Raw genomic sequence first — 20,708 nt, forward strand, 5'->3', positions numbered from 1 at the left:
TTATATGGTCATTGAAAATAATTGAGTATCTGGCTTTTTTCGTTGTAAAAGCAAATCAAAAGCCATACATATATTTCTAATAAAAGGTTTACCCTTTTCAGTTACGGATACTTGTTTTCTTTCAAACTCGAGTAATCCGTCCAATTCAAATTCTTTAAGTTTTATAAGTACTTCTGGCAACTCACTAAATGCCTTTTTTGGATCTAACCAAGATGTTTTAAAATGACACATTAGGTTCAGAATATGCCTTCTAATAATTAAGTCTTCAGTATTCAAAATGTGTCCTCTGTAAACTGGTAAAATACCCTTATCAATCAATTGATAATAGTCTTCAATAGATTTTACATTTTGGGCAAAACCGTACCAACTATCACTTATGGACGAAACCCCTAAACCTATCATAGCTTTTGTTTTAGAAGCTGTATAGCCCATAAAGTTTCTATGCAGGGTTTCGTGTTGCATAGCTTTAAATAGTGAATCGGTCCTAAGTGCAAAATGATCCATACCAATTTCTGCATAGCCAACTTTTTCTAATAAATATTTACCAGTTTCATATTGCTGACGCTTAGAGTCTGCACTTGGTAAATCCTCATCGTTAAATCCTCGTTGCCCATTACCCTTAATCCAAGGTACATGTGCGTAGCTATAAAAAGCAATACGATCTGGCATTAAGGATTGTGTTTTATTAATGGTTTCTACAACATCTTCTTCTGTTTGAAATGGTAGACCAAAAATGATATCATGCCCTATGGATGTATATCCTTTTTCTCTTGCCATCTCAGTAGCACGTTTTACATTTTCAAATGGTTGTACACGATTAATTGCTTTTTGAATTTTTGGATTATAATCTTGTACACCATAACTTACTCGTCTAAATCCTAAATCATACATTACTTGTAAGTGCTCTCGAGTAGTGTTGTTTGGATGGCCCTCAAAACTAAACTCGTAGTCTTGTGCCACCTCTGAAACTTTTAGGATTTCTGTAATTAAGTAGTTTAAATTTTCTGGTGAAAAAAAAGTCGGTGTACCACCTCCAAGATGTAGTTCCTTAATTTTAGGTTTGTTTTCTAAAAGGCCAGAATACAAATGCCATTCCTTTAACAATGCCTCAATGTATGGTGCTTCAAACTCGTGTTGTTTTGTAATTCGTTTATGACATCCACAAAACGTGCAAAGGCTTTCACAGAATGGTAAATGAATGTACAAGCTAATTCCTTCTAGTTCATTACTTTCATCAAAGGACCGCTTCAAAGATTGCTCCCAACCATTTACCGAAAATGTATTGATATCCCAATAAGGAACCGTTGGGTAACTTGTATATCGTGGTCCTGCCACATTGTATTTATTTACTAAGGATATGCACATTTCAAATCATTCTTACTCAAATTTACTGGTAAGGCTTGTTAAAAAATATGATATTTGTCATGTAGATTCCTAATATATAGGCAGATGCTTAATTCTCAACCTTTTGAAGTTTCACTTACAGATAAACAATGTATTATTTTGTTTTGAAGCAGTCAGTTGCTTAACTTTACTAACGTCTAAATAATATATCTAAAATGAAACATTTAAAACTAATTGCACTAGCACTTACTCTAATTTTTGCTACAGCATGTAAAAAAGAGAAAAAAGAAGTAGAGCAGGTTATCAAAACAGAAGTTGAGGAAGTTGTAGAAGATACAAAAACCGAAAAAACAATTACTGTAACAATGACTCCCAAAAGTGATAGTAACGTTACAGGTACTGTGGTATTTACCGATAAGGAGGGTCAAGTAACAATGAAAGGTAAATTCTCTGGACTTACTGAAGGTGTACATGCCATTCATTTGCATGAAAAAGCAGATTGCTCATCACCAGACGGAAAATCATCTGGTGGCCATTGGAATCCTACAGCCCAACCTCATGGCGCTTGGGGAGCAGAATCTGGTTTCCACAAAGGTGATATTGGTAATATGACTGCCAATGCAGAAGGTAATGCTGAAATATCGCTTACCACAGATCAATGGTGCATAGGATGTGGTGATGACACGAAAAATATAATGGGTAAAGCTGTAATTGTTCACCAAGGTGAAGATGATTTAACCTCACAACCATCAGGTGCTGCAGGCGCCAGAGTAAGTTGTGCCGGGATTATTGAGTAATTTAGCACTTACCGGTCATAAAAAAAGCCATCAATAATGATGGCTTTTTTTATTAACTTAGAGAGGTTATAGAATCGTACATAACATGAAACACCAGGTATTAAATTTTTTACTAATTTTTCTAGCAATCATTGTTTCTTGTAAATCAGAAAAAACTAATCCAGACAATCTTTCAAAAAAGAATTTAATTTTTGATAAAATTAATTATTACAAGTATCCAGTCTCTCAAAATGACAAGCCTATCAAATATAGACTCTCCTACAATTATGATAACCAAAAACCATATCGTTGGTTGGAGTTAGATTCGGCCGGAAAGGTTATGACAGACTACATTTACAACTACAATGAAAATTGGAATAAGGTTGGTGCACTGTATAGAGAAGATGGTACAACAGATTTTTCTATAGAAAAAGTATCATATAAAAATGACACTACTATGGTTACGGAATGGCTAGATTCCATTGGGAATGTTTATTACTCTATGGTTGATAATCTTAATAAATCCAATAAGACCTATCGAGCAGAATTTATTGGAGACAAGACTCATGGCTTTGATTCCACGTTTTATACAAAGGAAGGGTTTGAAAAACGCATTTTCTTTACTAATACTAAAGGAAAAGTTTATAATGATAGACAATTTGAATACGATTCTATTAACTCAAACAATGATTGGGTTATACGTAGAAAAATTATGGACGATACCATTAGGGAAACACAAGTGAGAGAAATTCATTATGAGGATAACTATATCGCCGAAAATGACAAATTTTATGAGGGATTTATCTCTACTGCTGAATGGTCGGAGAATGTCTTTAGTTTTACTGAGGACAAATCACTGTTGTTTTTCACGAGAACATCCGACTGGATAAACCAAATCCCATATATCTCCCAATTAAAAAATGGAGTTTATACGGAACCTAAGCAATTAACAGAGCTCGGAATCATTTACAATGGGACCATTTCACCTTCGGGAAATAAGATAATTTTTTGTAAAAGATCAGACGACGACTTAACAATTTTTCTAGCTACCAAAAAAGATGATCAGTGGACAGAAATTGTTGATTTAACCAGAACTTCAGGTATAAGTGGCGGTTACTTTCATTGGATCAATGAAACTCAACTTTGTTTTCAGTCTCTTGAAAATAATGGAGATCTCATTCTCGCTGAATTGAAAGAAAACAAATTAGTTATTACAAATGAATTAGAGGCACTTAATACAGATAGGGCTACTGAGTTTAGTCCATTTGTAGCGCCCAATAAAGACTATATCATTTTTACAAGATATCTAGAAGATGATGATAACAACCAAGGTTTTTTTGTGAGCTATAATGATGGAAGTTATGACAATCCAAAGTGGCGTAAACCGTTTAAATTAGAAAAATTACCATATGGATGGAATCCATCCGTAAATGCGTCTGGTAAGATTTTTATGTATACAGATGGTAATGATATTTATAAGATTAAATCAAAAAGGATAAATCTCGTAACAATTTTTAACTAAAATTAAAATGGTACCAAAATTCTATCTCTTACTTTTTCTGTTATCAATGGTATGTGACGAAGGTTCCTCAAATGATCATTTATACTTCAATTACAATATGATAAAAATAAAGGGAGGAACTTTTACTATGGGACAAAATTCAGGTGAAGGTGATGAAAAACCTGAGCATGAGGTGACAATTTCTGATTTTTACATTAGTAAGTATGAGGTAACTGTTGCAGAATTTCGCCAATTCTGCATTGCAACAGATAGAGAAATGCCTAAACAACCTGAATGGGGTTGGATTGACAATCATCCAATTATTAATACGTCGTGGTATGATGCTCAAGACTATATTGATTGGTTGAATAGTACAATGTCAGAACAATATCGATTACCAACAGAGGCTGAGTTTGAATATGTTATTAGAAATGGTGGACAATCAGGCGTCTATCCATGGAGTGATGATAATTCTATAAATGAAAATTTAGCAGATATTACCTTTGGTCTTACCAATAATAGTACTAGAATTTGGAAAAATTATAATGACGGATTTGCCTTTACGTCTCCAGTAGGTTCTTTTGAACCAAATCAGCTAGGAGTTTATGATATTAATGGAAATATCTGGGAATGGTGTCACGATTCCTATTCTCATTACACTAATGATGCAAAAAATAATCCAAAAGGAGTTGAAAATGGTGAGGAAAAAGTTGGTCGTGGCGGAAGCTATACTGCAGATCCTTGGCATTCGAGATCTGCAAGTAGATCATATGTAAAACCTACGTTTGAACGCCCTGGTTTTAGATTGGCTAAAAATCTGTAATACTAATACTTATGAAGATTAAAGCGATAAAAATACTTATCATACTGCTATCCACTTACTACTTACATGCACAGGAAACTGTTAATACAATTTTTAATGACATTGAAGGTCATTGGGAAGGTGGATTTATTAAGAGTAATAGCTTACAAAAGTTTGAGCTCAGGTTTTATAAAGATGAGGATGGCATAAAATCACTACAGATCATTGAAGAATGGCATCCTCAGTTTGGAGAATTTGTAATACCAGTTGAAATAGACTCACTTAATCACATTAAATTCAATACTGGCTTAGGTAAGGCCATATTAAAACTAGATGAAAAGTCACTTGAGCTTAATGGTAGTATTATAAATAGTACTCCTTCTGTCTATGTTCATCTTAAAAAAATCCCCACGCCTCCTGCTCCGAACTATACTGTTGAAGAAATTACCATTCAAAATAACGATGTTTCTCTTTATGGTCATCTACATCAACCAAAGGATAAGAGTAATAAAACGGCCATTATCATTGTTGGTGGTAGAAGTTGCTATGCTGGTAGCACCAAATACGACCTCTATGCGAAGCTTTTAAGACAATATAGTATTTCTGTATTGGTATTCAATAAACGTGGCACTGGGAAATCTACTGGTGATTGCTCAATCGCCACAATAGACGATCTTGCTAATGATGTCGTTGCTTGCAGAAACTATTTGGCTGAACATCCCAACAACTATGAAAATATTGGTGTTATTGGCAGCAGTGCTGGTGGTTGGGTCATTGCTAAGGCAGAAGAAACTACTGATTTTGATTTTATGATTAGTATCGTTGGGCCTTCAACTTCTGTTTACCAGCAACAAATGCAATCCATGGAATATGGATTCAATGTGTATAAATTGCCAGAATCTGCTAAAGTAGATCTTATAGACTACACCAATATGATGTTTAAAGCTAAGGCAACAAAAACCAATTTTGACCGATTTAAAGCCTTACTTGCGAACGCCAAAAAAGATGGATGGAATGAACTGTTAGATGACACAGATATACCACCTGATGTTGCCGGTATAGACAACTTATGGGTTAGACGTCATAATTACGACCCTAACATATCGCTTTCCTCATTTGATAAACCCTTTTTAGCTATTTATGGAGAAATCGACTGGATTGTACCTTTCAAGGAAAATATAGAAAGACTCACTCAACAGTTCAAGGGTGATAGGCTAAAATTATTAAATATCACTATTGCACACGATGCTGAACATGGCACAGAAACAAAAGGTAAGTACATAAACATAAATGAAAAACATTCATATTGGCGTTTTTTCAGAATTTCACCAAGTGTTCAAGTGTCAATAATTGATTTTTTAATGAAGTATAAATTCATAGACAAATGAATTTTAAAAGACTAATAAATTCACCTTTCCCAAGACCAAAAAGAAGCAAGGGTAATTTCCTTAAAATTCTTGGTATTGGATTTGTATGTAGTTTATTCGTCATTTTCTTCAAACCCTTCGGCATTGAGAACACTTCTGGTGTCTGGTACTATAATGTTTATATTATTAGTATTGGTGTGCTTTTAAGTTTATCAATCATTTTTACTGAATGGGTAATTCCCCTTGCTTTACCTAAATTATTTAGAAACTGGACTTTTGGCAAAAGCCTTATCTGGTATACATTTGTAATATTAATTATTGGCGCAATTGTATTCATTTATAAAAGCTATTTAGGCGGTTATAGTGACTTCACAATTCAGGAATATTTCTTTGTACTTGGACGGACATTACTAATTGCCTTAACCGTTTCCTTTTTTATCGTTGGATTTTACCAGTTTATAAATCGAAGAGCCCTTGCAGGAATTTCAACAAATGAAGATTACTTAGTAACCTCTCAAAATGGCAAACCACTAAAACTAAAACTTAGGGATATTTTGTTTGTTAGTAGTGATGATAATTACGTAAATATTCATTTTAAAAATGAACAAGGACGACAAAAATTACTCTTCCGCTCTAGTCTAAAAAATATAGAATCCCAATTAGTCAATCCTATTTCGCCAATGCATCGTTGCCATAGAAAATATATCATCAATATTAAGTACTTCGAAATAGACAAAATTACGAGTAGAAGTATGACCGTTAAACTAAAAACCGAAGATGAAGTAATTCCTGTTTCATCCCAATATATAGAGACCATTAAGTCCTTGTTGTAAATTCACCACATTTTCTTGCAAATTCTCCACAAAGCCTATTATATATAGGTTTTATTGTTGTTTTCATTTGTTCATTTGTATCAGTATTAATTCGTGATGTATATCTTTTATCAATCAAACTACATTACTCTAAAACAGTAAAAAATGAAAACTTTTAAAATTAAATCACTTTTATTTTTGGTTTTAATCACATTGCCTACAATTAAAGCTCAAGAAAACAAATTGAGTGCAGAAGAGATTATCAAATCTTATGTTGAGGATTACAAAAATGATCAGCATGCACAACATCCAATGACCTTTGGGATTAACATTGTTGACAAGGGACAATGGACGGTAAATGTTTCTGGCGAAAAAGTTGAAAATCTATGGGATGTCAGTATTACTAGCGGTTTGCCTAACAACCCAACTTTTATCTATGTCATTGAGCATGAAACCTTACAAGCAATACACAATGGTGAATTAAATGCTCTTACTGCACAAGGAAAAGCTTTTGTAGGAGATTATACGCCAATGAGCGTAAAGGAAATGGAAGGCTTTAAAACTTCGGAAGATATTGATAGCGAAATCAACAAATTCTCATTCCATTTTTGGACAAAAGGCTTCCCTGAAGTTGTTCCATTTGGTGAAGGGCTAACACGACGAGCTCATGGTTCTAACTTTGTGGTGTTTTATTATCAGAAAGGTTTGAGAACAGCTTGGTATAGGGTTCTACCTAACGAAATTGTACGAGACGACCCCAGAGAGCAAGTGATGCCTTTTCCGATCATGATTGTAGCTATAAAAGGTACAACTGAAGGCGAAGTTGGTGGGAAACGTGTTTCTCTTACTGAAGGAAATACATTATTTGTACCACCATATACAACCCATAAATGGTGGAATGAAACAAAAGAAGCCACGGAAGCTGTTTTAATAATGTTTGGTGAAGGTGCTTAATAAAATATAATCATTTTATCAAACACTTAAAACAAGTTTTTTTAGTTTGAATACGCTAAAATAAATAGGCTTTCGTATTTTAGAGCCTTAGTCAGGTAAAAAATATATGATAGATTTAGATCGTCTTGTTGAGCAATTTAAAAACAAGGACCAATCTGCTTTTGAAAAACTATATACCATGTATGGTCAGAGCATACATGGTGTTGTTTATAATATTGTTAAAGATGGTGCAATTGCAGATGAACTAATGCAAGACGTGTTTATTAAAGCTTGGCATAAATCCCACACCTACTCCTCACAAAAAGGACGGTTTTTTACTTGGATTCTGAATATTGCCCGAAACGCGGCTATTGATAAAGTAAGATCTAAAACTTACAAACAATCAAAACAAAACCTCGATGTAGATTATTTCGTAGATATAATAAAGAGCAATGAAAATCTCAATGAACGTACCGACGCCATTGGAATTAAAAAATTTGTAACCAAATTGGGTGAAAAATGCAAAGCGGTTATTGAGCTATTATATTTTAAGGGATATACCCAAAAAGAGGCTTCGGAAACTTTGCAAACACCTATTGGAACTATAAAAACGAGAAACAGAAACTGTATCAAGCAATTGCGAGATATGGTATTATTACATGGAAATTAAAGCATACATAGAATCTGGTATTTTAGAGCTATACGTAGCTGGTAAACTTTCTGAAAAAGAAAATCAGGAGGTCTATGAGCTGATGCAAAAACATCCCGAGATTTTGCAAGAGGTTTTAGAAATTGAAGCTGCAATTGTAAAATTGACGTCTGCTGTTTCACCACATGCCATAGATTTTGATTCATTTAAGGATAAACTTGAAGATACAAAAGTCATAGATCTTAAGCCTTCTAAACCAAATTGGATTTCTTACACGGGCTGGGCAGCTTCAATTTTATTGGCTGGTGGTTTATTATGGACTCTTTCCAAAAACAATAATTTAGAAGAACAACTCCAAACTGTTGAAACAGAAAAACAATATCTTGAAATTCAGATTGAAGATGCCAGAGAAAACCTTGCCAACACCAAAAATCTATTAGAAAGTATTCGTGACAAGAATATTATTGCAGTTCCATTAGGCGGACAAGGTGATTTTGCATCCTCTTATGCCAAGGTCTATTGGAACAAATCAGATAATACCATTTATCTAGATGCTGAAGGCTTACCAAATGCACCAGAAGGTAAAGTCTGGCAGGTTTGGTCCTTAACCCTTAACCCGCTAACACCGACCAGTCTGGGTACCATAGACAATTTCAATACAGACGATAATAAAATTTTCCCAATTGCCAATGCCAATGAAAGTCAGGCATTTGGTATAACACTCGAGCCAGAAGGTGGTAGTGATTCTCCCACAATGGAGCAATTATATACGCTGGGTGTAGTACCAACAACACCGTAGTAAAACAAACTATTTATACAATTTTTTTATCATAATCTCATCTTCTGGAGATTACTTCACATTTATTAACAAATAGTTTTAAATCTTTCCCAACGCCTTAAAATACAAGGTTTCCGCGACTTATTATTCGTATCTTTAAGAAAAACGTTAAACTAAATTTTAAAAACATGAAAAAAATTATCTACAAGTGGTATCCAATTATCCTTGCATTTATCTGTTTACTTTATTCGGTAGGCTTAGGCCTTTTAGGTATGGATCAAGAAGCTGAATATTCAGCACACTGGCCAGGAACAATATTATTGTTTGCAATAGCAATAAGACAAAGACGTACAACATGAATAAGGGATTTTTATTTTTTGGTGCGGTTATATTTGCAGTATACATTTACTTTACTTACTGGAATATTTACGTATCACACAGAAAACAGAAAGAAAATCACTATCCTGAGCTAACTAAGGATGAAATTTTCGAAGAGTACGAAGAAGCCAATAGCGATGAAACTGCTGAAAAGTAATCTAAAGTTGCATTGCGTTATTACTACGTTTTACCAACCAAGTAAAATTAAATCTTATGAAATATAGACTATTAATAATGGTATTGGTTTACCATGCTTTCCTAATTGGGCAAAACCAGAACGCCATGAGCGATGTAGAGTTAAAACGTGAAGTTTCCATGGCAGACGTTGATGGAAAACGTACTGATGGTATCTATCGGTACTATGCCAAGGGCGAAACTAAACCCTACACAGGGATATTATTTTCAAAACATGAAAATGGTCAGATAGCATCTTGGCAAGAGTTTGAAAATGGAATTGGCCAAGGCCAGTGGATAAATTATTATCCCAACGGTAATTTCAAAGAAGTTGGTAACTACAACGAAAACCGTGTTGAAGGTCCTATTAAAAAATTCTATGAAGATGGGACCCTAAAAGCATCTGGCAATTATAAAGATTGGCGTATTAGAATTAGTGTTTGGAATTATTATAACCAGAAAGGTCAATTAAAAACCACAGAAGATTATGGTGAAAAAGGCAATATTAGTGAAGTAACGGAATATTACGAAAGAGGTGAGATTTCCTATACTTGGTATTCCAATATTCTTAAAAAGAACGGATTCAAATTATAAATAATATTAAAGTCAACTTATGAAACAACTATTACAATGCTGTATTTGTCTTCTTGTTATTACCTCTTGCACAAACAAGCCTGAGAACAAAACCGCTGTGGAGAAAGATTTCTCTAAAATTAAGATAGAGCGTTATGCCATAAAAGAGGGCAATGCAGACAGCAGTTCTTTAGCGAGTTATATTATAAAGGAGTTTAATGACGAAGGCCTTGAGGCCAAGTCAATATATTATACTGCAGACGACCAAATGATGATGCAATTTGTCAATCAGTTTACCAATGGAAACAAAACCAAAATCGATTGGGTAAATGGCGAAGACAAAAAAGTCAAATACGTTAAGATGTCCTATAATGAAAAAGATGAGCTTATTAAAAGCGAATCATTTAATCCAAACAACGAATTTGTATCAGGCTTTATCCATCAGTGGAAGGATAATGGACGTACTGAAGAGAAAGGACCAATTGAAGAAGGTAAACCATTTAAACCCAATTCCATTTATAAGTATAACGATCAAAACGAATTTGTCTCGTTGGTAGAATATGATGAGAATGATAGCTTATATGGCAAATTTACTTGGGACTATTTAAAATTTGATGATCAAGATGAATGGTTAGAGCGTCAAATGTTCTTCAATGATACACTTGTAAGAATAGAAAAAAGAATAATCGATTACCAAAAAATCAACTAAAGCCCAGATAAATTAAAAAACACCCACTCAAGTGAGTGGGTGTTCAACTAACAAAAAAACTCAAAAAACTATCATGAACATTCATGATGCTGATTAGCTTCACCCCTAACCACAAAGCCAATCTATTTTGCTAGCTACCAATCAATCTAACTAAATTACTTCCCTAGATCTTTAATTAGGTGTGACTATTTAAAACCTGTAAGACACCACACCCTTTAGAAAGAATGGCGTGCCCGGTGTAAAGTGAATTTCTTCTACAGACTGGGCTTCATTTTGCAGTCTAGATTCTGTCGCGAATTGCGTTTCGTTCCAGTCTACATCAAAAAGATTATTTATACTTAGCCCTATAGTTATATCATTGATTTCGTAGTTGATATTAAAGTCTGTAACAAAGTAACCCTCTGCTACAATACTATTATCTTCATTTGCTGGTCTATCATCCAAATATCTAAATCGTAATCCTCCTGAAAATCCTTTATAATTATTTACTGACAATCCTCCTGCCAATGTAAAATCTGGAGCCAATGGAATAAAGTCACTACCTTCAGGTTCGTTTACACTTCTTGCTTTAGTATAGGTGGCATCGCCATCTAAAAACAACCAATCGTTTAATTGGTAACGCAAACCAAAATCTAAACCATATCTTTCTGTTTCTCCACTAGGTTCTACGATACCAGCGTCGCCAACATAAACAAACTCTTGTTCAAGAAATAAATACCATAGTGCCGATTTTAAGATGAGGTCTGGTGATGGTTTCCAAACACCTCCTAAATCTGCATTGTAAGATCTTGGTAGAATATTATCTGCTTCATTGGCAAGCACAACTCTTGTATCGTTGGAATGAAAACCTGTTCCGGATTTTAAATACAGTTGAAGATTATCATCAACATCAAAATAAAAGTTAAGTTTTGGACTTAAAATCGATTTGGTTTGCGATTGTGTTTCGTAATTGGTCTGTAATTTATCATTGTAAAGGAATTTAAAGTAATCTAATCTTAGACCTGGATCTACACGTAACTTACCAAATTCAAAACTTGTATTTATAAATGCAGACACATTAGTTTGGTTGACGTCTCCTAATTGAATATTCTCTAAAGTGGTGATTCGGTTTAATGTTCTAGAAAGCTCAACATCATTAATTATATCATGTCTAAAACTTAGACCACTATTAAGATTAAATTCTGTTTTACCTAAAAATTTAGTGTACTCAAAATTAGAATTCAAGCCTAGAATAGAACGATCCTCCTTTTGTCTAATTTGGTCACCATTTACGGGATCTTCAAGAAAAAAGGTAAAGTTAGAATAGAGTTCAAAGGCATAATGGGAATAAAATGCATTTGTATTAAATCGTGTATTATCATTGATATACTTATTAAATTCTACATTGATATTTGATCGCTCTGTAAATCCACCCTCTGTGTCATCTATAGCACCAAATCTTGTGATATTACCATTATCGACTTCTCTTTGTGGAATTTGACCAGAAGCATCCCAACGGCTTGTAAAGTGCGATGCTGATAATGTAATTTTGTCGTCCTCTGGTGTATACAATACATATTTACCCATTAGGTTCAGACGTGTAAAATTCTGAGATGATTCGAAAGGTCCGTCAGTTTCAAGATATTCAACAGCTATATAGGCATTCTTATTTCTTACATTTTCCATTAGGTCAAATAATCCAACCGTTCTTAGGGTATTGAATTGTCCCAACGAAAAGGATACACTGCTTTCATTCAAATAATCTTTAGTTGAAAAATCTACATATCCTGCAGTATTAAAATCGCCCTTATTCGCATAGTAACTTCCTTTACCAAAATCTATTTTGTTAATAGTTTCTGGTATAATAAAGTGCAAATCACTGTACCCTTGTCCATGTGCATGAGAAACCATGTTTATCGGTATTCCGTCTACAGAAATACTAACATCTGTTCCGTGGTCCACATCAAAACCTCGAAGAAATAATTGCTCAGCTTTACCACCACCAGCGTGTTGACCAATAATTAGACCTGGGACAAGTTGTAGTATTTCTTGTGAAGAATTTACTGGATTGATACTTAAATCTAATCTTGATATAGTGCTAACTGTGTTCAGTTCTTCGGTTAAAACCATCTCATCTAATTGAAAGGTTTTTTCTTCAAGAACAATGTTCAATTTCTGATCAGAAGTAACCGTAACAATTCTTGTTTTATAACCCAATAGACCAACTTGTAAACTATCACCAATTTTAGTCTGTTCTATGATAAAACGCCCATTTTCACTAGAATGCGCATGTTTTTCTGAATTAGTATTGAAAACATAAGTGCCTTCCAAGGGCTGATCTAGTTCATTAAATATCTTACCAGAAACACTTTGTGCATTGATCCAAAGGCCTATAACACTGAATACGAAAATCAAAAAATAATGTTTCATGACTATAGATTTTTAATTTTATCCTTCATGGTAGGACCCAATTCGTAAAGGCTAGCAAGCAATTCAGATTTTAATGGCTTTACCGACTCCAAATCACCGCTTGCTTTTTGGATTTCTGCGATATGGTAGAGCACATCTGGTTCTGATGTTTTACCAACAACATATGTATCAATAATTTGTTTTGCTTTTGTAGGATGGCCACTCTTAAAATAGCTCCAAGCCAGTAAATCATAGGACTCTGGAGTAGGTCTATTTTGCACTTCTTCTTCAGCAATTTTCACGGCTAATTCTGGTAAATACAATTCATCAGTATATACCAAAACATTGTACTTATTGTACATCGTACCATAAGCCTCATTTCTTACAGCTTCTTGGTATTTTAATAATTTTTGTTCTTTGGTTTTCAGGTCACCTTTATAACTTGCTATGTCCGCAATAAGTAAATCATAATCTGGTGCGCTGTAGTACGTCGAAATGTGATCTAATAGTTTTAGTGCCTCTTCTGGATTATTTTCATGAGAATATAATATCCATGCGATACCCTTTTTAGCATATGCATCATTAGGATCTAATTCTAAAGCTTTCAAATAGTAATTATATGATTTTTCTATTTCTCCTGCATGTCCATAAAAATCTGCAATATTGGTATAAGACCATTGCTTTATTTCTTTAAGGTTTGAGGCTTCTGCGATTTGCATCGCCTTTTCCATATTTATTATAGCAACATCGAGATTTCCTTGATGATCTTCCCATTTTGCAAGTCTAATCCTGTAATCAAAATCAGATGGATTTTTTATTTCGACTAAATAGGCCTTAGCTTCTATATAGTTACCTAATTCCATGTGTACATCAAAAAGCATTTTTTTAGTGCTCAACATTTGGTCACCAATTGCTTTCGCTTTATTAAGTAATTGCAATGCTTCTCTAAAGCGGTGCTGCGAAATATAATTTGATGCTAAGCTTCTGAGATATGATGCATTCTGCTCCTTTGTTACAGCATTGGCTTCAACCAAATCTTCTTCTGCCTTGATTAGGTAAGAGATATCACCTGTTTTACTGAATAGCGTTGTATAGACATTTGCACGCTTTACTAAGTATGGGTATTGGTTTGGATTATTTTCTAATTTCTTTGTCCAAAAATCTATTGTTGCAAAGAATTCATTCTTATTTACACTGTCATTGAGGTAAGTCACATATTCTTTTTTTTCTGTTACCGAAGTATTGCAATTGATTAAAAGACTAAATAGTATTAGGGGAAATATTTTAAAAAGTTTCATGTGTTTTGTTTTTTGAGTTTTATAATAAATCTGAAGTGAGATAAATTATCTCACTTCAGATTTTAACAACAGATTACCATGGTGTTGCCAAGTAGGGGAACGAGCTTAAAAACACTTTATCGTTGGCATCTACATTATCATCAGAAAGCGCAGGATTTTCAGTGAAATCCTCGCCACCAAAAATCAATAGCAATTCAACAGTAATTACATCGTCTGTCAATGCTCTACCTGTTAATACATTAGTACCATCAAAAAATGTTGTTGTACCATCTAAAGAAACATTAAGTACATCTGTGGCTAACAAACCTGTGAAACTTGCAGCATCTAAGCCCAAAGCATTTGTATCACTTGCGTCATTATATGCAGGACTTAAAGCTTCTAAATTAGTTTGAAACATGGATTGAAACGAGGCGCTTTGTTGGGACGGTATAGTTGTATTAAAATTGTCTTTCGTTCCTGGAGAGACAAATACTGTATTTACAGCTGGTCTACCCATTTGATCTTCCTGTACATAGGTTCCTGAAAAATCAGGTCCCATTGGTTGCTGGCTAATATTGTCATCATCATCGTTACAATTAACAGCACTAAATGCTACTAAAAGCGCAATGGTATATAATTTAATATATCTAAAATTCATATTTTCTAAGTTTTAAGATTATTGTTTTCTTTTTGTTTCTACCCACGTATTTATGGTCCCCGAACCTCCAATAGTTGATTTAGGTACCTCTACTACTACCGACATTACATTGGTTCCTGCAAAAGTGTCACTACCTGGATTGTTAAATCCTGTCGCGTTACCAGCTATAATTTGTCCATATTGGGCAAAATCCATAAAAAATGGATCGTCTCTTGGACCTGCAAAAGCCATAATTCCACCAGAAGATTCCACAATAGCATCTTGTCCGTATGGTGTAATATCTACGGCTAACTGACTGATGGCATTAGATAAAACTGTACTATTAAGTCCAGTTTGTCCAGGAACTGATGGACCAAATACATACATTTTACCGTCTTTAGCAACCGCCTGAATAACGAGGTCTTCAACATTATCACCAGTAGTGTCAATGTTAAATTCAATCATAACATTTTCATCAAATGATGCATTCGCAGTAGCATCGCCTGGGCTTAAAAGCCCTTGAACGTTTGCAACAAATACAATGTTTGATGAGTTTTCACCTTGAAAGGCAAAATAGTCTGTGATATCACTTGTACCACCTTGAACAGCAGGAGCATCAATGTGATCTGCTGCAATTGCAACAAAAGTGGCTATAGCCAATACTGCTGATGCAATTAAAATTTTTGTTTTTTTCATAATTTGAGATTTTGTTAATTATTTGTGTCTCTGTTCTACCTACGAGAAAATCAAAGGGGCGGTTTTATAATTTTTAAAAAAAATTAAACTGCTTTATTTTTGGAGATAAAAAGTATCTTTATCTTGTAAATAAAAATCTATGAATCCATCAGCTCACGGCTGGATTAAAAAATTAATTAAGGAAGTTTCTGAAACCATGTATTCAGATACTGAATTAACTGAGTTTTACAATAAACTTAAGCAAACAGGTTTCATTTACGGAAGCAATATCAAAGTTGTCTTAGATATTGTAAAACCATTTGATTTAACTGAGGAAGAACGTTGTAAAATAAACCTTTTACTCACCTATTATTTTATAAATAAAAAAGCGAATACCAGTCAAGATTTTATTGAAAGCTTAATTGATTATTACAAAGCTATTAGTGAAAAAAAACGATCGTTTTTTGAGGAGTTGTTTAGTGACAATTCTTCTGATAGTTTATTGGAGAAAATGATACATAAACGTATCCATGTTGATGATAATTTTATTACAAAGAGCTTCAATTACTTTTTGATAAATGCTCTTTTATTTGTGGACGTTTTGGGCTACCAGCGCTTTTTAATTGACAATAAAAGTATAAAGACCTACGTAAATAATCTCGAAGCATCCTTAGAGACAATCATTTTTTCGGTAATGGAGAAAAAAGTCAACAAATCCCATTACGACCAAAACCTTATTAAGTTATTTGAAGGTTCCATTAGACACAAAAAATCACAGGCACCATCCTATCATGATGCAATATCATTAATCACTACACCTTTAGAAAAACTTTATGTTGTAGATCTTGTTTGTATGGCATCATGGACTGACAAGATAATTGATAAGGCAGAACGTAAGTTTTTGAGCGAATTAAAGTCGAGTTTAGCATTAGATAATACTGTAATTACACAGTCTGTTGATGATATTAACACATTCTACAACGAACATAAGGAAGATGTGGCTTTTTTAAGCTCTAAAAATCTGGCTCAAAGTTTTTATGATAATAGCAGTAAGGTAGTTACCAGACTTATAAAAAGAAATAGTAAACGGCTGATTAGAGAACTGTCTGAAAGCAAAGAAGCCATGTCATTATTAGCGCAATCTACACAACGACATCTTACTGATGATGAGCAAAAGAAGATTCAGACCCAATTATTAGATATTTTTAAATCCATCCCTAGTTTGGCTATTTTTATGTTGCCAGGAGGTATGCTTCTACTTCCACTTTTTGTGAAGTTTATTCCAAAGTTATTGCCGTCTGCTTTTGATGACAATAGAATCGAGGACGGTTAAAATGTTAGACTTATTCTAACCAATTTTTAAAATCCTTTACACGTTCTCTTGCCACAATAACATCTTGTTCGTTAAAATGGTTAAGCTTTATCTGAAGCCTTGAATTGGTATAGCTAATAATATCTTTAATGGCATTAATATTTACATAGAACTTACGGCTAACTCTATAAAACATGTGAGGTTCTAAGTCATCTTCCAATTGATCTAAAGTTAAATCTAAAAGATAATTTCTGCCTTGGTTGGTATGTGCATAAGTACCCTTATTTTCACTGTAGATACATTCAATATCTTCAATATTAATCAACTTTAAATGCTGGCCAACCTTTACAGAGAAACGCTTTTTGTACTCACGCTCAATTGGGTTTACCAAGAGTTTCTTAATATCATTAAAATCTAATGTAACTGACTTTTGTTGTGACGTCGTACTTTTATATTGTTCTATGGCCGCTTGTAATTCGTCTTCATCAATTGGCTTTAGCAAATAATCTATACTATTGAGTTTAAAGGCTTGTAGGGCATATTCATCGTAAGCCGTAGTGAATATAACAGCAGAATTAATTTCGAGTGTTTCAAAGATCTCAAACGAAAGCCCATCACTAAGTTGAATGTCTAAAAAAATAAGATCTGGGTGTTCATTATTCTGAAACCATTCTATGGATTCTTCCACAGAGTGTAGCATTGTCTCAGCTTCTATCCCAATAGTACTTAGCATACGCTGTAAACGTCTTGCAGAGGGTTTTTCGTCTTCAATAATTATTACATTCATTACTTAAAATTCAGTTTTTTTGCTTCTTTATTAATAATTCTTGCACCAATAAAGGCCGTGACAAAGGTAGCAAGAGCAACCATCCACCAAAAGTCCTTCATGTTATTTACAAATCGTGTTCCTACTTCAGACCAAAGGGCACAGTACAAACCAACCACAGACCAGCTCATAAAATAAAAATGTTTGACCAACCAATTTTTACCTCTTCGAAATGCTGGTATCATGCCACCAAAAATAGTAATCAAACTCGCAATGGCGAAAAAATGAAAGAGGCTAAATCCACCAAAATTTACAATAAAAAACGAACTGATATTAAGCATTAACATCGAAGCGACATAAATATAACCTGTGCGTTTATGAAAAAGCGTTCCTTTTTTGTTGAGCAAGACAATAGTACCAGCAATTAACGCCAATACTGAAGTGATAAAGTGAAACCAACCTACCCAGTCTTCTATGATTTGATTGAGATAATCCATCATTCCCACATAGTTGTTTCTTCCTCTGTATTTTTATCAAGGTACTCTTTAATCTTGCGATCTTCCCATTCTTTCTTAAACAAGAATCTACCTTTAAACGTTCGCCACCAATGGATGATTATAAAAATAGTCCAACCGACTAAGGTACTGGTATTAACCCATGTAATGGCCTTTTTGTGTGGACCATCATCCATAATATAAAAATTAAACAGAATCAGACTAACTACCACAAGGTAACCTACCAAATGCAGATAAAAAATCTGTATCTGTTTAACCTTTTTCTTTGCTCTAATGAGGCTTTCTTGTTCATTGAATTCTGTCATGGCTACTCCCAATTTTTTCGTTCCTCATCCATAAACTCTTTCATTTTACGTTTCTCCCAATTCTTCCCAAAGAAAAAATCAGGTCCAAATACACCAAAGAAGTGAAAGAATAAACCAATGCCCCAAAATACGGCTGTTGCATATGGTCCAAATCCATGAAATCCAGCATTTACACCTATGAGTATAATTAGGAATAGGTTAACTACAATATATACGGCCAGGTGCCAATAAAATCCTAATAATGATTCTACTTTCTTTTTTGCTCTTATATAGGCTTCTTCCTTTCTGTAGTCCGAAACATCTTCCTTATTATCATAAGGTTCTATACTATACTTTTCCATAATATCTTTTATTTTTTCGAATTATTAGATAATTCGTCGTTCATAAATTGTTCTATTTTGCGCTCTTCCCACGCTTGTCCGTACTTAACCGATAAAAAATGTAGCACTACAAATATGCCCCAAATTACCCAAGTACTCAATACATTAATACTTATAATCTCATTGATAAAATCATCCCAGTTGTTTAAATCTCCCCAAACTTTAAATCCGGTCAGTACAAGATTCACAACCAAGTATATACCAAGGTGATTATAAAAGCCTTTGAGTCTTTCAACCCTGTTTTTGGCTTTTGTATAACTTAAATTTGAATTCTTTCCTTTCATGACAATTGCTATTAATTCCAACGCTTCTTTTGTTCCTCTTCCTTCATATACTCCTGTATCTTACGCTCTTCCCATTTAGCACCAAAGGCACCTTGATCTACAAATACACGATACGCATTAAATACTAATCCTAGTCCCCAAAATACAAGTGGAAACCAAAACCACTGAATGGTAAACGGCGTAAAATTGTACCAAATAAAATATAAAAATGGTATAACTACACAGTAAGAAATTAAGCTGTAGTAAAATCCTTTTAGTTCATCTACGCGTTTACGAGCTCTTACATACTCGTCGCTAAGTCGGTCTTTTGATTGTTGTGTTGTTCTCATGATTGATACTTGTTTTGTGAGCATTGGAATTGCTACTGCAAAATCCTTCTCTCGTTGATTGATGTAAACTTTTCTCTCAGTAAGAAGCGCATAACGTTGCTTAATATTCTCTAATCCAACACCACTACCCTTCTTTACGATTTGTTTTGGTTGAAGATTGTTCATCACCACTAGGTGATTGCCATCTTCGTATATTTTTATATGCAATGGTTTACTAGATGTAACCATATTGTGCTTTACGGCATTTTCTAAAAGTAGCTGTAATGACAAAGGCACTACTTTATTTTCTGGGTTTGAAGACTTATCAGGAATTTCAAAAATGATACTGTCTTCAAATCGCATTTTTAATAACGACATATAGGTCTTAGCAAATTTAAGCTCCTCATCTACAGTGACCAGTTCCTTATTCTTTTGCTCTAATACATAGCGATAGACCTTAGATAAAGACGTTGTAAACTTCTGTGCACTATCCGGATTCTCCTCAATTAAACTCGTTAACACATTTAAGCTGTTAAACAAAAAGTGCGGATCTAATTGATTCTTTAAAGCATCAAACTTGGCACTCGCGGCACCAGCTATTACTTTTTGTTCCTTAACCTTATTTTTCTGATAACGGTTGTAGAAAAAAGTAATATAAAATATTGATAAAATGCTCAGCGTAATCCACAGGCCAAATGCATAGCCACTCCATCCATCGTTTTGAAAAAATGTTTTAAAGGACTGACCGTACAGAAAGACCAATATCATAATTCTCAAAAAGAATATTGTTGCCAAGGTTATTACCGTTGCTCCAGAAATACCGTAGATAATGCGCTTTAGCACATCATAATTTCTGATTTTTAATTTTTGGACAAAATCAAAATATAAGGTGTTGACGTAACTTAAAGCAAACGTGTACAACTGCGTTATGCCAAAATCAATTAGGTATAAGTTGATGTTATCATAGTTAACCTCATTAACTACCATGAAAAATCTAATAGCATATATGCCACATCCAATAATAAAAACAACGAGAATACTCTTAACTGATTTAAACATTTCTTA

At 33.9% G+C, this 20,708-nt stretch carries 22 protein-coding genes and 1 pseudogene; 13 read left to right on the forward strand and 10 right to left on the reverse strand.

The window, feature by feature from the left end; translation table 11 throughout:
* Nucleotides 1-1,365 carry an oxygen-independent coproporphyrinogen III oxidase gene (gene hemN / locus ACFWV9_RS07160; protein WP_411894562.1) on the reverse strand — a complete coding sequence of 455 codons (1,365 nt, stop codon included), beginning with the start codon at nucleotides 1,363-1,365 and terminating at the stop codon, nucleotides 1-3.
* Nucleotides 1,366-1,559: 194 nt separating this feature from the next.
* Between hemN and ACFWV9_RS07165 the strand changes: the two genes are divergently transcribed.
* The 12 genes from ACFWV9_RS07165 to ACFWV9_RS07220 all read left to right on the forward strand — a co-directional run bounded on the left by ACFWV9_RS07165 (nucleotide 1,560) and on the right by ACFWV9_RS07220 (nucleotide 10,796).
* Nucleotides 1,560-2,141, forward strand: coding sequence for a superoxide dismutase family protein (locus ACFWV9_RS07165; protein ID WP_411894563.1), 582 nt, complete (start codon nucleotides 1,560-1,562; stop codon nucleotides 2,139-2,141).
* An 85-nt stretch (nucleotides 2,142-2,226) separates the two neighbouring features.
* On the forward strand, nucleotides 2,227-3,642 hold the full coding sequence (locus ACFWV9_RS07170) for a hypothetical protein (protein WP_411894564.1): 1,416 nt from the start codon (nucleotides 2,227-2,229) through the stop codon (nucleotides 3,640-3,642).
* A 7-nt stretch (nucleotides 3,643-3,649) separates the two neighbouring features.
* Entirely contained in the window at nucleotides 3,650-4,444 is a 795-nt protein-coding gene (locus tag ACFWV9_RS07175; protein WP_411894565.1) for a formylglycine-generating enzyme family protein, read from the forward strand.
* Nucleotides 4,445-4,455: 11 nt separating this feature from the next.
* Nucleotides 4,456-5,811: an alpha/beta hydrolase gene (locus ACFWV9_RS07180; protein ID WP_411894566.1), complete on the forward strand. Its 1,356-nt coding sequence runs from the start codon at nucleotides 4,456-4,458 to the stop codon at nucleotides 5,809-5,811.
* Nucleotides 5,808-6,623, forward strand: a complete 816-nt coding sequence (locus ACFWV9_RS07185; RefSeq protein ID WP_411894567.1) for a LytR/AlgR family response regulator transcription factor — start codon at nucleotides 5,808-5,810, stop codon at nucleotides 6,621-6,623. Before ACFWV9_RS07180 ends, ACFWV9_RS07185 begins: the two co-directional genes overlap by 4 nt.
* 144 nt (nucleotides 6,624-6,767) lie before the next feature.
* On the forward strand, nucleotides 6,768-7,556 hold the full coding sequence (locus tag ACFWV9_RS07190) for a cupin domain-containing protein (RefSeq protein ID WP_411894568.1): 789 nt from the start codon (nucleotides 6,768-6,770) through the stop codon (nucleotides 7,554-7,556).
* A 106-nt stretch (nucleotides 7,557-7,662) separates the two neighbouring features.
* Nucleotides 7,663-8,205: an RNA polymerase sigma factor gene (locus ACFWV9_RS07195; protein ID WP_411894569.1), complete on the forward strand. Its 543-nt coding sequence runs from the start codon at nucleotides 7,663-7,665 to the stop codon at nucleotides 8,203-8,205.
* Nucleotides 8,195-8,983, forward strand: a complete 789-nt coding sequence (locus tag ACFWV9_RS07200; protein ID WP_411894570.1) for an anti-sigma factor domain-containing protein — start codon at nucleotides 8,195-8,197, stop codon at nucleotides 8,981-8,983. Before ACFWV9_RS07195 ends, ACFWV9_RS07200 begins: the two co-directional genes overlap by 11 nt.
* Before the next feature lie 167 nt (nucleotides 8,984-9,150).
* A complete protein-coding gene (locus ACFWV9_RS07205) occupies nucleotides 9,151-9,321 on the forward strand; it encodes a hypothetical protein (protein ID WP_411894572.1) in 171 nt (56 codons plus the stop codon).
* Nucleotides 9,318-9,497, forward strand: a complete 180-nt coding sequence (locus tag ACFWV9_RS07210; RefSeq protein ID WP_411894573.1) for a hypothetical protein — start codon at nucleotides 9,318-9,320, stop codon at nucleotides 9,495-9,497. Before ACFWV9_RS07205 ends, ACFWV9_RS07210 begins: the two co-directional genes overlap by 4 nt.
* 56 nt (nucleotides 9,498-9,553) lie before the next feature.
* Nucleotides 9,554-10,108, forward strand: a complete 555-nt coding sequence (locus ACFWV9_RS07215; protein ID WP_411894574.1) for a toxin-antitoxin system YwqK family antitoxin — start codon at nucleotides 9,554-9,556, stop codon at nucleotides 10,106-10,108.
* 19 nt (nucleotides 10,109-10,127) lie between these two features.
* The gene (locus ACFWV9_RS07220) at nucleotides 10,128-10,796 is read left to right on the forward strand and encodes a hypothetical protein (protein ID WP_411894575.1); all 669 of its coding nucleotides are present in this window, start codon (nucleotides 10,128-10,130) and stop codon (nucleotides 10,794-10,796) included.
* Between the two features lie 189 nt (nucleotides 10,797-10,985).
* Here ACFWV9_RS07220 and ACFWV9_RS07225 read toward each other — a convergent pair whose 3' ends face one another.
* The 3 genes and pseudogenes from ACFWV9_RS07225 to ACFWV9_RS07235 form a co-directional block, all read right to left on the reverse strand.
* A complete protein-coding gene (locus ACFWV9_RS07225; RefSeq protein WP_411894576.1) occupies nucleotides 10,986-13,205 on the reverse strand; it encodes a TonB-dependent receptor domain-containing protein in 2,220 nt (739 codons plus the stop codon).
* Nucleotides 13,206-13,207: 2 nt separating this feature from the next.
* On the reverse strand, nucleotides 13,208-14,482 hold the full coding sequence (locus tag ACFWV9_RS07230; RefSeq protein WP_411894577.1) for a cell surface protein: 1,275 nt from the start codon (nucleotides 14,480-14,482) through the stop codon (nucleotides 13,208-13,210).
* Between the two features lie 73 nt (nucleotides 14,483-14,555).
* Nucleotides 14,556-15,794 (reverse strand): annotated as a pseudogene (locus tag ACFWV9_RS07235) (DUF4331 family protein).
* Nucleotides 15,795-15,933: 139 nt separating this feature from the next.
* On the opposite strand from ACFWV9_RS07235, the gene ACFWV9_RS07240 reads away from it, so the two are divergent.
* Nucleotides 15,934-17,106 carry an LETM1-related biofilm-associated protein gene (locus ACFWV9_RS07240; protein WP_411894578.1) on the forward strand — a complete coding sequence of 391 codons (1,173 nt, stop codon included), beginning with the start codon at nucleotides 15,934-15,936 and terminating at the stop codon, nucleotides 17,104-17,106.
* A gap of 10 nt (nucleotides 17,107-17,116) precedes the next feature.
* Here the strand turns inward: ACFWV9_RS07240 and ACFWV9_RS07245 are convergent, their stop codons facing one another.
* Genes ACFWV9_RS07245 through ACFWV9_RS07270 form a run of 6 tightly spaced genes read right to left on the reverse strand, consistent with a single transcriptional unit; the run spans nucleotide 17,117 to nucleotide 20,702 of the window.
* Complete coding sequence (locus tag ACFWV9_RS07245; RefSeq protein WP_411894579.1) at nucleotides 17,117-17,872, reverse strand: LytR/AlgR family response regulator transcription factor; 756 nt, start codon at nucleotides 17,870-17,872, stop codon at nucleotides 17,117-17,119.
* Nucleotides 17,872-18,351 (reverse strand): DUF2306 domain-containing protein, encoded by a 480-nt coding sequence (locus tag ACFWV9_RS07250; protein ID WP_411894580.1) that lies wholly within the window; start codon nucleotides 18,349-18,351, stop codon nucleotides 17,872-17,874. Before ACFWV9_RS07250 ends, ACFWV9_RS07245 begins: the two co-directional genes overlap by 1 nt.
* Nucleotides 18,348-18,671, reverse strand: a complete 324-nt coding sequence (locus ACFWV9_RS07255) for a 2TM domain-containing protein (protein WP_411894581.1) — start codon at nucleotides 18,669-18,671, stop codon at nucleotides 18,348-18,350. The genes ACFWV9_RS07250 and ACFWV9_RS07255 overlap by 4 nt, the downstream gene beginning before the upstream one ends.
* Before the next feature lie 2 nt (nucleotides 18,672-18,673).
* Complete coding sequence (locus ACFWV9_RS07260) at nucleotides 18,674-19,012, reverse strand: 2TM domain-containing protein (protein ID WP_411894582.1); 339 nt, start codon at nucleotides 19,010-19,012, stop codon at nucleotides 18,674-18,676.
* 8 nt (nucleotides 19,013-19,020) lie between these two features.
* Nucleotides 19,021-19,335, reverse strand: coding sequence for a 2TM domain-containing protein (locus ACFWV9_RS07265; RefSeq protein WP_411894583.1), 315 nt, complete (start codon nucleotides 19,333-19,335; stop codon nucleotides 19,021-19,023).
* Between the two features lie 11 nt (nucleotides 19,336-19,346).
* Nucleotides 19,347-20,702, reverse strand: coding sequence for a histidine kinase (locus ACFWV9_RS07270; RefSeq protein WP_411894584.1), 1,356 nt, complete (start codon nucleotides 20,700-20,702; stop codon nucleotides 19,347-19,349).
* Between the last annotated feature and the right edge of the window lie 6 nt (nucleotides 20,703-20,708).

Source organism: Winogradskyella sp. A2 (assembly GCF_046762865.1).
Taxonomy (GTDB): Bacteria; Bacteroidota; Bacteroidia; order Flavobacteriales; family Flavobacteriaceae; genus Winogradskyella.

What these genes read in the sequence shown, in the direction of transcription:
- hemN (WP_411894562.1), bottom strand. Translation starts at nt 1,365, where the DNA reads ATGTGCATATCCTTAGTAAATAAATACAATGTGGCAGGACCACGATAT.
- ACFWV9_RS07165 (WP_411894563.1), top strand. Translation starts at nt 1,560, where the DNA reads ATGAAACATTTAAAACTAATTGCACTAGCACTTACTCTAATTTTTGCT.
- ACFWV9_RS07170 (WP_411894564.1), top strand. Translation starts at nt 2,227, where the DNA reads ATGAAACACCAGGTATTAAATTTTTTACTAATTTTTCTAGCAATCATT.
- ACFWV9_RS07175 (WP_411894565.1), top strand. Translation starts at nt 3,650, where the DNA reads ATGGTACCAAAATTCTATCTCTTACTTTTTCTGTTATCAATGGTATGT.
- ACFWV9_RS07180 (WP_411894566.1), top strand. Translation starts at nt 4,456, where the DNA reads ATGAAGATTAAAGCGATAAAAATACTTATCATACTGCTATCCACTTAC.
- ACFWV9_RS07185 (WP_411894567.1), top strand. Translation starts at nt 5,808, where the DNA reads ATGAATTTTAAAAGACTAATAAATTCACCTTTCCCAAGACCAAAAAGA.
- ACFWV9_RS07190 (WP_411894568.1), top strand. Translation starts at nt 6,768, where the DNA reads ATGAAAACTTTTAAAATTAAATCACTTTTATTTTTGGTTTTAATCACA.
- ACFWV9_RS07195 (WP_411894569.1), top strand. Translation starts at nt 7,663, where the DNA reads ATGATAGATTTAGATCGTCTTGTTGAGCAATTTAAAAACAAGGACCAA.
- ACFWV9_RS07200 (WP_411894570.1), top strand. Translation starts at nt 8,195, where the DNA reads ATGGAAATTAAAGCATACATAGAATCTGGTATTTTAGAGCTATACGTA.
- ACFWV9_RS07205 (WP_411894572.1), top strand. Translation starts at nt 9,151, where the DNA reads ATGAAAAAAATTATCTACAAGTGGTATCCAATTATCCTTGCATTTATC.
- ACFWV9_RS07210 (WP_411894573.1), top strand. Translation starts at nt 9,318, where the DNA reads ATGAATAAGGGATTTTTATTTTTTGGTGCGGTTATATTTGCAGTATAC.
- ACFWV9_RS07215 (WP_411894574.1), top strand. Translation starts at nt 9,554, where the DNA reads ATGAAATATAGACTATTAATAATGGTATTGGTTTACCATGCTTTCCTA.
- ACFWV9_RS07220 (WP_411894575.1), top strand. Translation starts at nt 10,128, where the DNA reads ATGAAACAACTATTACAATGCTGTATTTGTCTTCTTGTTATTACCTCT.
- ACFWV9_RS07225 (WP_411894576.1), bottom strand. Translation starts at nt 13,205, where the DNA reads ATGAAACATTATTTTTTGATTTTCGTATTCAGTGTTATAGGCCTTTGG.
- ACFWV9_RS07230 (WP_411894577.1), bottom strand. Translation starts at nt 14,482, where the DNA reads ATGAAACTTTTTAAAATATTTCCCCTAATACTATTTAGTCTTTTAATC.
- ACFWV9_RS07240 (WP_411894578.1), top strand. Translation starts at nt 15,934, where the DNA reads ATGAATCCATCAGCTCACGGCTGGATTAAAAAATTAATTAAGGAAGTT.
- ACFWV9_RS07245 (WP_411894579.1), bottom strand. Translation starts at nt 17,872, where the DNA reads ATGAATGTAATAATTATTGAAGACGAAAAACCCTCTGCAAGACGTTTA.
- ACFWV9_RS07250 (WP_411894580.1), bottom strand. Translation starts at nt 18,351, where the DNA reads ATGATGGATTATCTCAATCAAATCATAGAAGACTGGGTAGGTTGGTTT.
- ACFWV9_RS07255 (WP_411894581.1), bottom strand. Translation starts at nt 18,671, where the DNA reads ATGACAGAATTCAATGAACAAGAAAGCCTCATTAGAGCAAAGAAAAAG.
- ACFWV9_RS07260 (WP_411894582.1), bottom strand. Translation starts at nt 19,012, where the DNA reads ATGGAAAAGTATAGTATAGAACCTTATGATAATAAGGAAGATGTTTCG.
- ACFWV9_RS07265 (WP_411894583.1), bottom strand. Translation starts at nt 19,335, where the DNA reads ATGAAAGGAAAGAATTCAAATTTAAGTTATACAAAAGCCAAAAACAGG.
- ACFWV9_RS07270 (WP_411894584.1), bottom strand. Translation starts at nt 20,702, where the DNA reads ATGTTTAAATCAGTTAAGAGTATTCTCGTTGTTTTTATTATTGGATGT.